Here is a 14,676-nt window from a genome sequence, read left to right as displayed (position 1 = left end):
GCAGTTCGGTCAGTGGAGGCCGAGGAGTCGCAGGTACGCGCCCCAGATCGGTCCGCCGGCGAACGCGCCCACCCACGCGCCGAGGAGCATCCAGGGGCCGAACGGGATCCCCGTCGACCGGCGCGCCCGTCCCGCCACCAGGAGGACGATGCCGAAGGTACCGCCGAGCAGGAACGCCGCGAAAGCACCCACAGCGAGGGGTCCCCATCCGAGGTACGCGAGGACGAGCCCGAGCACGCCGGCCAGCTTCACGTCGCCGAGGCCCATCCCGCGGGGGACCGCGAGGGCCAGGAGCAGGTAGACGCCGCCGAGGACGACCATCCCGACGAGGCCCCGGAGCAGTGCGCTCCACTCGCCGGTGAGCGCGGACGACAGCGTCAGCAGGACGAGCAGGACCGGGTACGCCGGGAGCACGATGCGGTTCGGCAGCCGCTGGGTGTCCAGGTCGATGAGGGCCAGCGCGACACTGCCCGCCATCGCCGTGAGCAGGGCGGCGAGCAGGACGAGCTGCCCGGCGAGCACGGCGGGGGTCGACCCGGCCCCCGGGAGGAAGCGGACCGCGACCAGGACGAACAGGACCGCGGTGGCCGCCTCGACCAGCGGGTAGCGGACGGAGATCGGCGTCGCGCAGTCGCGGCAGCGTCCGCGGAGCACGAGCCACGACACCACGGGGACGTTGTCACGCCTGCGGATCGGGTGCGCGCAGCGCGGGCAGGCCGAGGCCGGCGCCACCACCGAGAGCCCCGCGGGCACCCGGTGCACCACGACGTTGAGGAACGACCCGAGCGCCAGTCCGAGGGCAGCGGTCAGGCTGCCGATGAGCGTCACGGCAGCGGTCACGGGATGGCCGTCCCGCTCGCGGTGTACGCCGTCCTCGACTCGACCTGTGTGGCGACACGGTACGTCGTGACGGTCGGCTGCGGGAACTTCGGGGGTGTGTAGACCGCGAGACTCGAGTCGAACTGGTACGCCTTCGTGTACCCCTGACCGCTGGCCAGTCCGACGGCTCCACGGAAGTTCTGGGCGATCGAACCGTTCACGGTGAGGAGGCCACGCCCGTAGGCCGAGCCCCGCGTCCAGTTCTGGACGACGAACGTTCCGGTGTTCGAGAGGATCGCAGCGTCGATCTCCCGGTTGCTCGGCAGGACGGCGTTGCCGTCCGGACGGATCGGGTTCCACACCCACACGGCGCGCTGCCCGATCAGCCCGAGGACCGTCGAGGCCGAGCGGTTCGCGCTGTAGGTGATGTCACCCGTGACGTAGAGGTAGTTCTCCGCCGCGATCGTGACGGCCTTGTCGACGGTTCCCTGGACGAAGACGTCCCCGCGGTCGCAGCCGTACGGGTTCGACACCGCCGCACCGGCACCCGCGGTCGGGTCGGTCTCGGAGACGCTCGTCGAACTCCCCACGTACGGGTAGCCGACGCCGTTGCCGCGCAGCGACGTCGCGCTGTCGCGACCGACGGTCGGGTTCGGGACGGAGCACGCCGTGGCCGTGGTCTTCATCGGCGACCCGTTCCAGTAGTTCGGGTCCTGTGCGGTGCCGGCCGGTCGAGCGCTCGGCTCGTTCTGGACGTAGACGAGGTTGTTCTTCGGCACGGCGATCGTCGCACCCGAAGCGCTGCGCAGGGCGGCGACCGCCCCGCACTTCGCGACCGCGTCACCGCTCGTGATCTGTGCTCCCGGGACGGCGCTCTCGCCGCGCACCTGGGTCACGATGGTGAGCGGTGACCGGACGGTCATCGTCCCGTCACCGTTGAAGACGATCTTGGTCGGCCCGGTGTACAGGCAGCCGGCGCCCTCGACCGTCTCGGTCGTCGACGGGAGGTCCGAGCGGGTGTAGTCCCGCAGGTCGCCGATGGTCGCCGGCGGTGTGAGCGTGGACGACGTGGTGGGGTTGGACGCGTAGTTGCCCGTCGAGCATCCGCTGCTCGAGACGCCGAACACGCTCTGGACGGTGTTCTTGAAGGTCGCGCCGCAGACCTTGATCTGGTCGTTCGAACGGACCGGCCCCTTCAGGACGTCGCCGGACCCGAACTGGATCTGGTCGCAGGTCGACGTCGTCGCGAGCGGACGGTACGCCGAGGTGCACGCGGCGGAGCCGATCCCCTTCTCGTTGGTCACCGACGGGTCACCGGACTCGTAGTTCGTGAAGTACAGGTAGTTCGAGAAGCCGTCCGGGCGGACGTTGGCGACGACGGTGCGGGTGGTGGTTCCCGAACGACCGGTCGACTGCACACGGATCACGCCCTGCGAGGACAACTTGCTGTTGTCGACGGCGTACCGGAACGCCGAGTCGCTCGCGGAACCGTCGCCCGTCGGCACCGACACCCACGCGTCCTGCGCGCGGTACCCGAACGCCGGGTTGCCCCCCGACCCCTTGGCGAAGACACTGCCGGAAGCCGCGCTGAAGGGCGCGTCCGCCTGCCCGTAGTTGCCGTAGGAGTTGTCCGCGTTGAGACGGGACTGGTAGTCGGCGACGCCCGCGTAGGCCGCGGCGATCGCACGGTTCCAGGACCGGTCCGTCGAGGTGACGCGGGCACCGGACGTCGCGACGGCGACCATCGTCCCGACGAGCAGCATGACCACCGCGCCGATGCCGACGACCGCGACCAGGGCCATGCCGCGGTCGTCGTCGCGGCGGCGGAGCGCGCGGAGCAGACGGATCACGACGAGGCTCCCATCACGATGTTCGGCAGGCTGACGGTGCTCGCCAGGGTGACCGCGTTCGGGTCGTCCGTGCGGGCGCCGACCGTGACGGAGACGTCGACGGAACGGATGTTGGCGAGCTCCACGGCGGAGACGGCCGCCCCGGTCGCGTTCAGCACGTCGCCGTCCGCGTTCTTGAGGCGGAACGCGACGGGGCTGACGGCGGACGAGACGAGCGTGCGCTTGTTCGTCGGTGTGGCGGACAGCGTCGCACCCGTGGCGAGCGGGAAGGCGTAGTACGACGAGTTGCCCGCGATCGCCGTGCCCTTCCAGGTGGTCTCGGTGATGCGCTTCGTCGCAGGGTCGAGGGTGAGCTGCACCTCGACCGGCTGCGAGAGCGTCGAGTCGAGGTTCACGTACGCGAAGAAGCGCAGCGACGTGGCGCTGGCGTACTGGAACGCGAACTGCGAGTCGTCCCCGGTGGGCACCGGGTTGTCGGTCGCCGCGCGGAGCATGCGGCTCATCTCGTTCATGGCGACCGACGCGGCGCGGGTGTTCCCGCTCGTCGATGTCGCCGTGACCGCGGCCTTCTGCGCCGAGACCAGGAACGACCCTGCGATGGTGAGCACCAGCAGCGAGAGGCTCATCGCGACCAGGAGCTCGACCAACGTGAGACCACGGTCGTCGGCCGCCCGGTCGATGCGACCGCGGAGGGAGGCGATCACGGGCTCACCACCGTCCGCGGATCGAGGGTGACGACCTTGCCGCTCGTCGAGACCTTGAGGTTCATCACGTCCGGGTTCGCGGCCACGTTCACCGAGCCGTTGCTCAGCAGGCCGCCGAGCACCGTGGTGCCGGCGAGGGTGTAGGTCCCGAACGGCAGCGCGATCGTGGTCGCCTTGGCCGAGTTCAGCCCGGTGAACCAGTAGGTCGTCGTGTTGCAACCGGGGTCGCCGTTCGGCACCGCGGTCGTGTTCTTCACCGTCGCCGAGAGCACGGTGTCGAGGCCGTTCGTCTTCACGTCGATGACGCCCATCGGCGCTCGGGCCGTCACGGTCAGGTCCGTCGTCGGGTTGAAGCCGGGCGTCGTGCCGTCCGTGCCGTTGAAGATGTTCGGCGACGCCGTGAAGCCGCCCGCCGCGGGCCACTTGGTGGGGTCGACGTTCGGACAGGTGCTCGAGAAGGTCCCCGCGATCGCCGTCCACTGGTACGGGTACAGCAGCGTCGGGGTGGTCGTGGCGGTCCGGACGGTGTCGCCGGAGACGTAGGTCATCGGCAGTGACGTCGGGAGCTTCGCGCTGACGCCGTCCTTGAGGTTGAGAGGCCCGCCGGTCGTCACGCTGATCGCGCGGTCGAACGCGAACGTCTTGTTGCCGACTCCGCCGGCGATGGTCTTCACGACCGCGTCGGGCGTCGAGTCACCGGTGGGGTCGATGTTCCCGGCCTTGGCGATGGTCACCTTGTACGTGCCCGGGGTGACACCCACGGCGTAGCTGCAGCCGTTCGCATCGGTGACGGCGGGCGGCTTCGCGAGGCTCTTGGCGCCGTCGGAGCTCGGCGTGATCATCACGGAGACCCCGGGGTTCGCGGCACCGGTCGCGGTCTTGACGCCCACCACGATCGTCGACGCCGTCGCGCTCGACACGGCGGACGACGGGGAGATGAGGGTGTCGAGCACGACGTTCTTCCGGCGGGGCGACGTGCCGCTCGTCCACGAGACGGTGATGGCGACGCGCTTGTAGGCGAGGACGCCGGAGCCGGCCCCGCAGGTGTTGTCGGAACCGTCCGAGTTGATCCAGTTGGTCGTCTGCTTGACGGTGTAGTCCTGCTCGCCGACCGTCGCCGGCAGGATCTCGTCGTCGAGGGTGAAGACGTCCTTGGTGCTGCGTGCGGCGTCGAGCGCCTGGTTGGCGAGCTGGAGCGCGGCTTCGCGCGACCGGTTGTCCTGCGTCAGGTACATCGTCGAGACGATGCCGGCGGCGACGCCGGCCGCGATCATCGCGAAGATCGTCATCGCGACCATGACCTCGATGATCGAGAAGCCCTCGTCGGACTCTCGCGCCGCCCGGAGGCGGTCGACGATGCGCAGCAGCATGCTCAGCCTCTCGATCCTGGATGGGTGGGACAGGTGGACGGACCGTGACGAGCGTCACGGTCCGTCCTGATGCAGTGTCCTCAGCAGGTGCTGCCGCTGACGACACCCGAGCTGTCGGACGCGCAGAAGGTCTTGCCGGTCGAGCTGGTGCCCACGACGCGGAAGGTCGGGGCGGCCGCGGTGCCCCCCGTGGTGTACGCGATCGACGACGTGTCGGAGCCCTGGCTCGCACCCGCGCCCTTGAGGTCGGCGGTGAGGGCGTTCGTGCTCGTGTAGGTCGCCGCTGCCGGGAGGGTGCCGTTCGTGGTCTGCATGCTGACCACGGCGGTCTTGAAGTTGGTCAGGTCCGACTTGACGCTGGAGTCCTTCGCGTTGTTCTGCACACCCAGGTACACCGGGATGGCGATCGCGGCGAGGATGCCGATGATGATGACGACGACGAGGAGCTCGATGAGCGTGAAGCCCTTCTCCTTGTCCTCGAGGAGGCCCTTGCGGCGAGCGTCGAGCTTGCCCATGAGAGCGAAGTACATGGTGTTTTCCATTCTTCTGGGAAATGCGTTGGGGGATGTGCCGCAGACTGCTCCGCCGCCGCTGGCAAGCGTATTCACGGCATTCAGGGGACATAATCCCGAGAACGGGGGTGATCTGTGCTACGAAATGCCCCCAGTACCGGGGGTGCGGATCACCTGACGGCCTCCGGAACGAGGGACGTCGGTCGTCGTTCTACTTGACGAGCGAGGAGATCTGGAAGATCGGCAGGTACAGCGCGACGATCATGCCGCCCACCACCACGCCGAGGAAGCCGATCAGGAGCGGCTCGATGAGCGACGTCAACGCTTCGGTCGACGCCTCGACCTCGTTGTCGTAGAAGACCGCGATGCGTTCCAACATCAATTCCATGGAACCCGCGTCCTCGCCGACCGCGATCATCTGCGCGACCATTGCCGGGAACACCGTTTCGCGTTCCAGTGGGGCGGCGATGGATTCACCTTTCCGCACCGCTTCGGAAACCCGTCGCAACGCCCGTTCGACGACGATGTTGTTCGACACCTTGCCGGCGATCTGCAGCGCCTCGAGGATCGGGACGCCGGCGCCGATCATGTTCGACAGGTTCCGCGAGAACCGTGCCATCACGATCTTCCGCGCGAGTTGACCGAACACCGGCATCCGCAGCTTCAGCGGGTCGACGAGACCGCGGACCCGATCGGTGTTCTTGTTCGCGCGCCACCAGACCCACCCGACGATCAGGAGCACGGCGAGCACGGGACCGATGTAGACCATCGCGTGCGACAGCCAGACGAGCATCATCGTCGGCAGCGGCAACTGCCCGCCGAGCGACGCGAACATGTCCTGGAAGATCGGGACGATGAACACGAGCATGATGACGACCGCCAGCAGCGACATCACGAGCACGACGACCGGATAGGTCATCGCCGACCTGATGGTCGAGCGGAGCTTGTGCTCCTTCTCGAAGTTCGTCGCGATCGAGTCCATGGCCTGGTCGAGGAACCCGCCGGTCTCCCCCGCCCGGATCATGTTGATCATGATCGGCGGAAAGTCCACCGGGTACTTCGCCACCGCGTCGGAGAACGAGACGCCGCGCTCGACGTCGTCGCGGACCTTCCCGAGGATGTCCTTCAGCTTCTTGTTGTCCGTCTGGTCGGCGAGGATCGTCAGCGCACGGAGCAGCGAGAGCCCCGACGACAGCATGGTCGAGGCCTGACGGGACATGATCGCGAGGTCCTTGAGCCCGACGCCCTTCTCGAACCCGGGGATCTTGATCTCGGTCTGCAGCCCGGTGCCGGGCTTCGCCTCGGTGATCGCGATGGGCGAGACACCCATGCCGCGCAGGCGCTGGACGACCGCCCCCTCGGAGGCGGCGTCGAGTCGGCCCTTGACGAGCTTCCCGGCGCCGTCGCGACCCCGGTAGTCGAAGGCGAGTGACATCAGTGGCCTCCCGAGTACTTGTCGCCGAAGTCGATCTCGGACGCTGCGATCGCCGCGGCGGACGAGTCGGACGGCGACTCGACGCGCTGCACGAGCCGGTCGAAGCCGTCCTCGTCGTGCACCTTCTCGAGCGCGGCCTTGCGGGTGATCGTGCCGACGTTGACCAGCTCGGCGAGGTCCTGGTCCATCGTGTGCATGCCGGCGTCGCGCCCGGCCTGCATGGCGGAGGTTATCTGGTACGTCTTTCCCTCGCGCACCAGGTTCGCGATCGCCGGCGTGGTCTTCATGATCTCGGTGGCGACGACCCGGCCCGCTCCGTTGGCCTTCGGCACGAGCGTCTGGCACACGACGCCCTCGAGCGTCGCGGCGAGCTGCGTGCGGATCTGCCCCTGCTGGTGCGGCGGGAACACGTCGATCACGCGGTCGATCGTGCCGGGCGCGCTCTGCGTGTGCAGGGTCGCGAAGACGAGGTGGCCGGTCTCGGCGGCGGTGAGCGCGACGGAGATGGTCTCGAGGTCGCGGAGCTCGCCGATGAGGATGACGTCGGGGTCCTGGCGGAGGACGTGCTTGAGCGCCCGCGCGAACGAGTGCGTGTCCGCACCGACCTCGCGCTGGTTGATGATCGCCTTCTTGTGCTCGTGCATGAACTCGATCGGGTCCTCGACCGTCACGATGTGGTCCGCACGGGTCTCGTTGACGAGGTCGATGAGCGCCGCCAGCGTGGTGGACTTGCCGGAACCGGTCGGACCGGTCACGAGCACGAGACCACGGGGCAGCTTCGCGAAGTCGCCGACCTGCTCGGGGATGCCGAGCTGCTTCAGCGTCTTGATCTTGGTCGGGATGATGCGGAAGGCGGCACCCCAGTTGCCGCGCTGCTGGTAGTAGTTCACGCGGAAGCGGTACTCGGGCGACAGCGAGTACGCGAAGTCGAGCTCCTGCTCGTGGTCGAACTGGCCGGCCTGCTCGGCGCTCAGCAGCGTCTTGAGTGCCGCGACGACCTTGTTCCGCGCCCACGGGCCTCCCGGCACGGCCGGTCGGAGCGAGCCGTCGACGCGCACGGTGGGGGCGGCGTCGGCGGTGACGTGGAGGTCGGACGCACCCTGGTAGACCACCTGGGCGAGCGCCGTGACCAGGTCGGCGTCCGCGACCTCGCGTGCGTGCCGGGTGAAGGCGATCTCGGCCTGCCCCTCGGGGGCACGGCCGCGCAGCGTGGCAGTCGACGCGACCGGAGCACCGAGCGCCTCGGTCTCCGCCTGCGCGTAGCCGTAGGAGGCCGTGGACGGCGGGACGGCGGCGGGGGGCGTCGCGGGGACGGAGTGCGGCTGCGCGACGGGCACGGCGACGGCCTGGCCGGTCGGTGCCGGCCACGAGGCGGCGTCGCTCTGCAGGTCGTAGACCGGGCCGGCCGCGGCCGGGGCGGTCTGGTGTCCGTGCGTGGCGGGCGCCAGCGGAGCCGAGCCGGCGGCGAGCCGGGCGGCACGGCGGCCGCCGATCGCGCCGGCGGGCTGCGCGGGATGCCAGCCCGCGACGGGCTCGCCCTCGGGCACGGAGATGTCGTAGACAGAATCGGTCATCGTCCCACTCCCACGCCTACGCGACCACGCGCAGGATCTCGTCGATGCTCGTCATCGCGAGCTTCGCCTTCTCGAAACCGTCCTGCCGGAGCGTGAGCATGCCCTGCTCCTGCGCGACCCGGCTGATCTCGGCGCTGGACGCCCGCGCCACTGCGAGCCGCTCGATCTCCTCGGTCACGGTCATCACCTCGTGCAGGGCGATGCGGCCCCGGTAGCCGGTGTTCGAGCAGACGGCGCAACCGACCGGCCCGAAGAGCGCCGGCGCCTGGTCACCCGGCGCGATGAAGCCCATCGCGACGAGCTGCTCGGCGCTGTACACCGACGGCGCCTTGCACCGGTCGCAGAGGCGGCGTGCGAGACGCTGCGCGACCACCGAGTCGAGCGCGGACCCGACGAGGAACGGCTCGATGTCCATCTCGGTCAGTCGCGTCACGGCCGAGGGGGCGTCGTTCGTGTGCAGGGTCGAGAGCACGAGGTGGCCGGTCAGCGAGGCCTCGATCGCGATCTGCGCGGTCTCGTGGTCGCGGATCTCACCGAGGAGCACGACGTCCGGGTCGGAGCGCAGGATCGAGCGCAGCGCGGATGCGAAGGTCAGGCCGGCCTTCGGGTTGACCTGCACCTGGTTGATGCCGCCCATCCGGTACTCGACCGGGTCCTCGACGGTGATGACGTTGATCTCGGGCTTCGCGACGGCGTTCAGCGTCGTGTACAGGGTCGTCGACTTGCCCGAGCCGGTGGGGCCGGTCACGAGGATCATGCCGTACGGCTTGGAGTACGAACGCCGGTAGGCCTCGGCGTTCTGCTCGAGCAGGTTGAGGTCCTTGAGCGTCAGCGAGGTGTTCGTGTTGTCGAGGATCCGCATGACGACCTTCTCGCCCCACACGGTCGGCAGCGTCGCCACGCGGAGGTCGATCTGCCTGCCGCCGTGCCGCACCGACATGCGGCCGTCCTGCGGCTTGCGTCGCTCGGCGATGTCGATGTCGCTCATGATCTTCAGGCGGCTGATGACGCCGTTCTGGATGTTCTTCGGCGCCGGGGCCATCTCGTGCAGCACGCCGTCGATGCGGTAGCGGACGCGCACCTCGTGCTCGCCGGGCTCGATGTGGATGTCGGACGCGTGGTCCTGGATCGCCTGCGAGACGAGCAGGTTCACGAACCGGACGATCGGGACGTCGTCGAGCGAGCCGTCGGTCAGGTCGGCCTGCTGCTGTGCCTGCGCGCCCGCTTCCTCGCCCATCGACGAGGTCAGGTCGCTGAGCTCGTCGTCGGCGCGCAGGTAGCGGTCGAGCGCGGCCTGCAGGTCACGCTCCTCGACCTGCAGCGGCTTGACGGTCCGGCCGGAGGCGGCACGGGCGTCGTCGATGGCGAGGACGTTCGTGGGGTTCACCATGGCCAGGACGAGCGTCTCGCCCTCGAACCCGATGCCGAGCACCCCGTGGCGACGGCACAGTGCCGCGGGCAGCATCGACACCGCGGTGCCGTCGACCGGGTAGTCGGTCAGCGGGACGGTCCGGGAGTTGTGCGACGCGGCGCGCGCGGTGACGAACTGCGCCTCGCTCACGACCCCTTGGTCGACGAGGGTGCGGATCGCGCGCTCGTCGATCTCCTCGTCCCCGGTCATGGCGTCGAGGTGCTCGATCGGGAGCGCGCCGTTGAGGATGAGGATCTCGGACAGCGTGGCCATGTGCCCCGCACCTCCTTGGACTCGCTGGTGCGAGGGTCTTCGGGTAGTGCGCCGCCAGGGACGCGACGCCCGATCACGGTACTTGCGCGACAGTCGTCGAATGCAGTCCCACAACGAGGGGGCGGGGCCGCGAGGGGTGGCCCCAGTGCGGGGGTACCGGTGGGTATCGGGCTGCGCGGAGGGGGTCGTCATGCCGGGATCATCGCGCTCTGCACGCCCCGACGAGCGGCCCGGGGACGGTCCTGTGGAGGCGGGTCCGGAGGGCGAACCTGTGCAGGAAGACCCTCGACGCGCGGGCCACCGGCGGGACATGATGGGGCATGGACATCACGAGCGTGACCGTGGGGTTGCCCGTCTCCGACATCGAGGCGTCCTGCCTCTGGTACGGCGCCGTGTTCCAGCGCTCCGACCCGGACCTCGAACCGGAGGACGGCGTCGTCGAGTACGAGATCGGCGGCATCTGGCTGCAGCTGTTCCGGGCATCGGACGCCGAGCAGCGTCCCGCGACCGTCCGCTTCGGCGTCGACGACGTCCGCGCGCAGCACGCCCGCATCGGCTCGCTCGGCATCGACGTCGGCCCGGTGGAGTGCGTCGACGGCGCGGTCGACTGGTTCGACGTCCGCGACCCCGACGGCAACGTGCTCAGCCTGTACTCGCTGGTCGACGAGAAGGGCCGCACCGCCTGACGGCGGGACCACCTGACGGACGGGAGGCGCGGGTCGGGCCCGCACCGCGCCTCCAGGCCGCCACCGGTACCGTCCGGCAACGAGGAAGGCCCCCGCATCCGAGGATGCGGGGGCCTTCCGGGTTCAGCTCAGACTCAGTTGTAGGTCCCGGGCGTGAAGTCGTCCGACGAGAAGCTGTCGAAGTCGACGAAGCTCAGGTCGGCGTCCGAGAACGAGGAGTCGTCGGCGAAGATGCGGTTGGGGTACCGCTCCGCCTTGGCTTCCTCGGTCGCGGCGACGTCCACGTCACGGTACCGGCTGAGGCCCGTCCCGGCGGGGATGAGCTTACCGATGATGACGTTCTCCTTGAGGCCGACGAGGTGGTCCTGCTTGCCCTCCATGGCCGCCTGCGTGAGGACGCGGGTGGTCTCCTGGAAGGACGCGGCGGACAGCCACGACTCGGTCGCGAGGGACGCCTTCGTGATGCCCATGACCTCCTGGCGAGCCGAGGCGGTCTTGCGACCCTCCTGCAGCGCCGCACGGTTCAGCGCGTTGTAGCGCGACCGGTCGACGAGCTCACCCGGCAGCAGGTCGGTGTCGCCGTGGTCGACGACGGTGACCTTGCGGAGCATCTGGCGGACGATGACCTCGATGTGCTTGTCGTGGATCGGCACGCCCTGCGAGCCGTACACGTCCTGCACACCGTTGACGAGGTGCTTCTGGACCTCGCGCACACCCTTGACCCGGAGGACCTCCTTCGGGTCCACCGTGCCGGCGATGAACTGCTCGCCGAGCTCGACGTGCTGGCCGTCCTCGATGAGGAGGGTCGCACGCTTGAGCACCGGGTAGATGAACGGCTCGTCGCCGTTGTCCGGCGTGAGGATGATCCGACGACCCTTGTCCGTGTCCTCGATCGTGACGCGGCCGGGGGCCTCGGCGATCGGGGACGCGCCCTTCGGGGTGCGGGCCTCGAAGAGCTCCGTCACGCGGGGCAGACCCTGCGTGATGTCGTCGGCCGAGGCCGAACCACCCGTGTGGAAGGTACGCATCGTCAGCTGGGTACCGGGCTCACCGATGGACTGGGCGGCGATGATGCCGACCGCCTCGCCGATGTCGACGAGGTTGCCCGTGGCGAGCGAACGGCCGTAGCACTTCGCGCAGACACCGACGGCCGACTCGCAGGTCAGGACCGAGCGCACCTTGATGCTCTCGACACCGGCAGCGAGCAGCGTGTCCAGCAGGACGTCACCGACGTCCTCGCCGGCCTCGGCGACCTGGGTGCCCGAGGCGTCGGACGCCGGGGTGGCCAGGGTGCGCGAGTACACGGTGTTCTCGACGCGCGGGTCGCGGACGAGGGCGCCGTCGGCACCCACGGTCGCGATCGGCAGCTCGAGGCCACGGGTCGTGCCGCAGTCGTCCTCACGGATGATGACGTCCTGCGAGACGTCGACGAGACGACGCGTCAGGTAGCCCGAGTCGGCCGTACGGAGAGCCGTGTCGGCCAGACCCTTGCGGGCACCGTGCGTGGCGATGAAGTACTCCGCCACGGTCAGGCCCTCGCGGTACGAGTTGATGATCGGGCGGGCGATGATCTCGCCCTTCGGGTTGTTCACCAGACCACGCATACCGGCGATGTTGCGCACCTGCAGCCAGTTACCACGAGCACCCGACGACACCATGCGGTTGATGGTGTTGTCGACGGGGAAGTTGTCGCGCATCTCCTGCGCGATCTCGTTCGTGGCCTCGGTCCAGATCTTGATCAGGTCGGCGCGGCGCTCCGCGTCGGTGATCAGACCCTTGTCGAACTCGCCCTGGACCTTGGCGGCCTGGACCTCGTAGCCCGCGATGATCTCCTTCTTGCGAGGAGGCGTCACGACGTCCGAGAGCGCCACGGTCACACCGGAGCGCGTGCCCCAGTAGAAGCCCGCGTCCTTGATCCGGTCCAGCGCGGCGGCCGTCTCGGTCTTGGAGTAGCGCTCGGCGAGGTCGTTGACGATCGCGGAGAGGGTGCCCTTGTCGGTGACGCGCTGGACGAACGGGTAGTCCGCCGGCAGCGTCTCGTTGAAGAGCGCGCGGCCCAGGGTGGTCTCGAGGAGGATCGGCTGACCGACCTCGTAGCCCTCCGGCGCCTCGCCCTCGGCGAAGTGGACACCCGACATGCGGATCTTCACCATCGCGTTGAGGTGCAGCGTGTTCTGGTCCTTCGCGAGGATCGCCTCGGCGACGGAGGAGAACGCACGGCCCTCGCCCGTCGCACCCTCGCGCACCGTCGTGAGGTGGTGCAGACCGATGATCATGTCCTGCGCGGGCAGGGTCACCGGACGGCCGTCGGACGGCTTGAGGATGTTGTTCGAGGCGAGCATCAGGATGCGGGCCTCGGCCTGGGCCTCGACCGACAGCGGCAGGTGCACGGCCATCTGGTCACCGTCGAAGTCCGCGTTGAACGCAGCACACACGAGCGGGTGGAGCTGGATGGCCTTGCCCTCGACGAGCTGCGGCTCGAACGCCTGGATGCCCAGACGGTGCAGCGTCGGCGCACGGTTCAGCAGCACGGGGCGCTCGCGGATGATCTCCTCGAGCACGTCCCACACCTGCGGACGCGAACGCTCGACCATGCGCTTGGCCGACTTGATGTTCTGCGCGTGAGACAGGTCGATGAGGCGCTTGATGACGAACGGCTTGAACAGCTCGAGCGCCATCTGCTTCGGCAGACCGCACTGGTGGAGCTTGAGCTGCGGGCCGACGATGATGACCGAACGGCCCGAGTAGTCGACGCGCTTGCCGAGCAGGTTCTGGCGGAAACGACCCTGCTTGCCCTTGAGCATGTCGCTCAGGGACTTCAGGGCGCGGTTGCCGGTACCGGTGACCGGACGACCACGACGACCGTTGTCGAACAGCGCGTCGACCGCTTCCTGCAGCATGCGCTTCTCGTTGTTCACGATGATCTCGGGGGCGCCGAGGTCGAGCAGGCGGCGGAGACGGTTGTTGCGGTTGATCACACGACGGTAGAGGTCGTTGAGGTCCGACGTGGCGAAGCGGCCACCGTCGAGCTGCACCATCGGGCGGAGCTCCGGCGGGATGACCGGCACGACGTCGAGCACCATCGCGGCCGGCGAGTTGCCGGTGGCGAGGAAGGAGCTGACGACGCGCAGGCGCTTGATCGCGCGGATCTTCTTCTGGCCCTTGCCCTCGGCGATCTGCAGACGCAGCGCCTCGGCCTCGGCGGCCAGGTCGAAGGCCTCGAGCCGCAGCTTGATCGCCTCGGCGCCCATGTAGGCGTCGAAGTAGATCCCGAAGCGGTCCTGGAGCTCGTGGAACACGGCGTCCTCGGGCTTGAGGTCGCCGACCTTGAGGTTGCGGAAGTCCTCCCACACGCGCTCGAGCCGGGTGATGTCCTCGTCGAAGGACTTGCGGACCTGGGACATCTCCTTCTCGGCGGTGTCCTTGGTCCGGCGCTTCACGTCGGCCTTGGCGCCCTCCTCCTCGAGCGCTGCGAGGTCGTCCTCGAGCTTCTTGAGGCGGTCGGCGATGATCGAGTCGCGCTGACCCTCGAGGTTCTTGATCTCGAGGCGCATCTCGTTCTCGAGACCGGGCATGTCGGCGTGACGGCCCTCTTCATCGATGTCGATGATCATGTACGCCGCGAAGTAGATGACCTTCTCGAGGTCCTTCGGCGCCATGTCGAGGAGGTAGCCGAGGCGCGACGGGACGCCCTTGAAGTACCAGATGTGCGTGACGGGCGCGGCGAGCTCGATGTGGCCCATGCGCTCGCGGCGGACCGAGGACTTGGTGACCTCGACGCCGCAGCGCTCGCAGACGATGCCCTTGAAGCGGACCCGCTTGTACTTGCCGCAGGCGCACTCCCAGTCGCGGGACGGACCGAAGATCTGCTCACCGAACAGACCGTCCTTCTCGGGCTTCAGGGTGCGGTAGTTGATGGTCTCCGGCTTCTTGACCTCGCCGTACGACCACTGACGGATGTCCTCGGCGGTCGCGAGGCCGATCCGGATGGCGTCAAATGACGTTGCTTCGAGCAATGTTCTTCTCTCTTGCTGAGTTCGAA

General features: G+C 68.8%; 10 protein-coding genes. 1 reads left to right on the top strand and 9 read right to left on the bottom strand.

The features are described from left to right. Nucleotides 1-9 precede the first annotated feature (9 nt). The 8 genes from Cus16_RS11465 to Cus16_RS11430 form a co-directional block, all read right to left on the bottom strand. Nucleotides 10-840: a prepilin peptidase gene (locus tag Cus16_RS11465; RefSeq protein ID WP_069712795.1), complete on the bottom strand. Its 831-nt coding sequence runs from the start codon at nt 838-840 to the stop codon at nt 10-12. Next, a complete protein-coding gene (locus Cus16_RS11460) occupies nt 837-2,669 on the bottom strand; it encodes a hypothetical protein (protein ID WP_083263917.1) in 1,833 nt (610 codons plus the stop codon). The genes Cus16_RS11465 and Cus16_RS11460 overlap by 4 nt, the downstream gene beginning before the upstream one ends. Then, the gene (locus tag Cus16_RS16710) at nt 2,666-3,373 is read right to left on the bottom strand and encodes a prepilin-type N-terminal cleavage/methylation domain-containing protein (RefSeq protein ID WP_069712794.1); all 708 of its coding nucleotides are present in this window, start codon (nt 3,371-3,373) and stop codon (nt 2,666-2,668) included. Before Cus16_RS16710 ends, Cus16_RS11460 begins: the two co-directional genes overlap by 4 nt. Then, nucleotides 3,370-4,743, bottom strand: a complete 1,374-nt coding sequence (locus Cus16_RS11450) for a prepilin-type N-terminal cleavage/methylation domain-containing protein (protein ID WP_069712793.1) — start codon at nt 4,741-4,743, stop codon at nt 3,370-3,372. Before Cus16_RS11450 ends, Cus16_RS16710 begins: the two co-directional genes overlap by 4 nt. An 80-nt stretch (nt 4,744-4,823) precedes the next feature. After that, complete coding sequence (locus tag Cus16_RS17060) at nt 4,824-5,273, bottom strand: type II secretion system protein (protein ID WP_069712792.1); 450 nt, start codon at nt 5,271-5,273, stop codon at nt 4,824-4,826. A 193-nt stretch (nt 5,274-5,466) separates the two neighbouring features. Further along, a complete protein-coding gene (locus Cus16_RS11440; protein ID WP_083263916.1) occupies nt 5,467-6,690 on the bottom strand; it encodes a type II secretion system F family protein in 1,224 nt (407 codons plus the stop codon). Then, nucleotides 6,690-8,264, bottom strand: a complete 1,575-nt coding sequence (locus Cus16_RS11435) for a type IV pilus twitching motility protein PilT (protein ID WP_083263915.1) — start codon at nt 8,262-8,264, stop codon at nt 6,690-6,692. The genes Cus16_RS11440 and Cus16_RS11435 overlap by 1 nt, the downstream gene beginning before the upstream one ends. 16 nt (nt 8,265-8,280) lie before the next feature. Continuing rightward, a complete protein-coding gene (locus Cus16_RS11430; RefSeq protein ID WP_069712791.1) occupies nt 8,281-9,948 on the bottom strand; it encodes a GspE/PulE family protein in 1,668 nt (555 codons plus the stop codon). Nucleotides 9,949-10,268: 320 nt separating this feature from the next. On the opposite strand from Cus16_RS11430, the gene Cus16_RS16705 reads away from it, so the two are divergent. After that, complete coding sequence (locus Cus16_RS16705; RefSeq protein ID WP_069712790.1) at nt 10,269-10,634, top strand: VOC family protein; 366 nt, start codon at nt 10,269-10,271, stop codon at nt 10,632-10,634. A gap of 134 nt (nt 10,635-10,768) precedes the next feature. On the opposite strand, the gene Cus16_RS11420 is transcribed toward Cus16_RS16705, so the two are convergent. After that, on the bottom strand, nt 10,769-14,650 hold the full coding sequence (locus Cus16_RS11420) for a DNA-directed RNA polymerase subunit beta' (RefSeq protein WP_069712789.1): 3,882 nt from the start codon (nt 14,648-14,650) through the stop codon (nt 10,769-10,771). Nucleotides 14,651-14,676: the final 26 nt, after the last annotated feature.

The sequence above is a fragment of the Curtobacterium sp. ER1/6 genome, assembly GCF_001742745.1.
In the GTDB taxonomy this organism is placed as follows: domain Bacteria; phylum Actinomycetota; class Actinomycetes; order Actinomycetales; family Microbacteriaceae; genus Curtobacterium; species Curtobacterium citri.
Note: the sequence above shows the minus strand (reverse complement) of the source record. Positions and strands in the feature narration are given on the sequence as shown.

Coding starts and splice junctions, on each gene's coding strand:
- Cus16_RS11450 (WP_069712793.1), bottom strand. CDS start 4,743: ATGCTGCTGCGCATCGTCGACCGCCTCCGGGCGGCGCGAGAGTCCGAC.
- Cus16_RS17060 (WP_069712792.1), bottom strand. CDS start 5,273: ATGTACTTCGCTCTCATGGGCAAGCTCGACGCTCGCCGCAAGGGCCTC.
- Cus16_RS11440 (WP_083263916.1), bottom strand. CDS start 6,690: ATGTCACTCGCCTTCGACTACCGGGGTCGCGACGGCGCCGGGAAGCTC.
- Cus16_RS11435 (WP_083263915.1), bottom strand. CDS start 8,264: ATGACCGATTCTGTCTACGACATCTCCGTGCCCGAGGGCGAGCCCGTC.
- Cus16_RS11430 (WP_069712791.1), bottom strand. CDS start 9,948: ATGGCCACGCTGTCCGAGATCCTCATCCTCAACGGCGCGCTCCCGATC.
- Cus16_RS16705 (WP_069712790.1), top strand. CDS start 10,269: ATGGACATCACGAGCGTGACCGTGGGGTTGCCCGTCTCCGACATCGAG.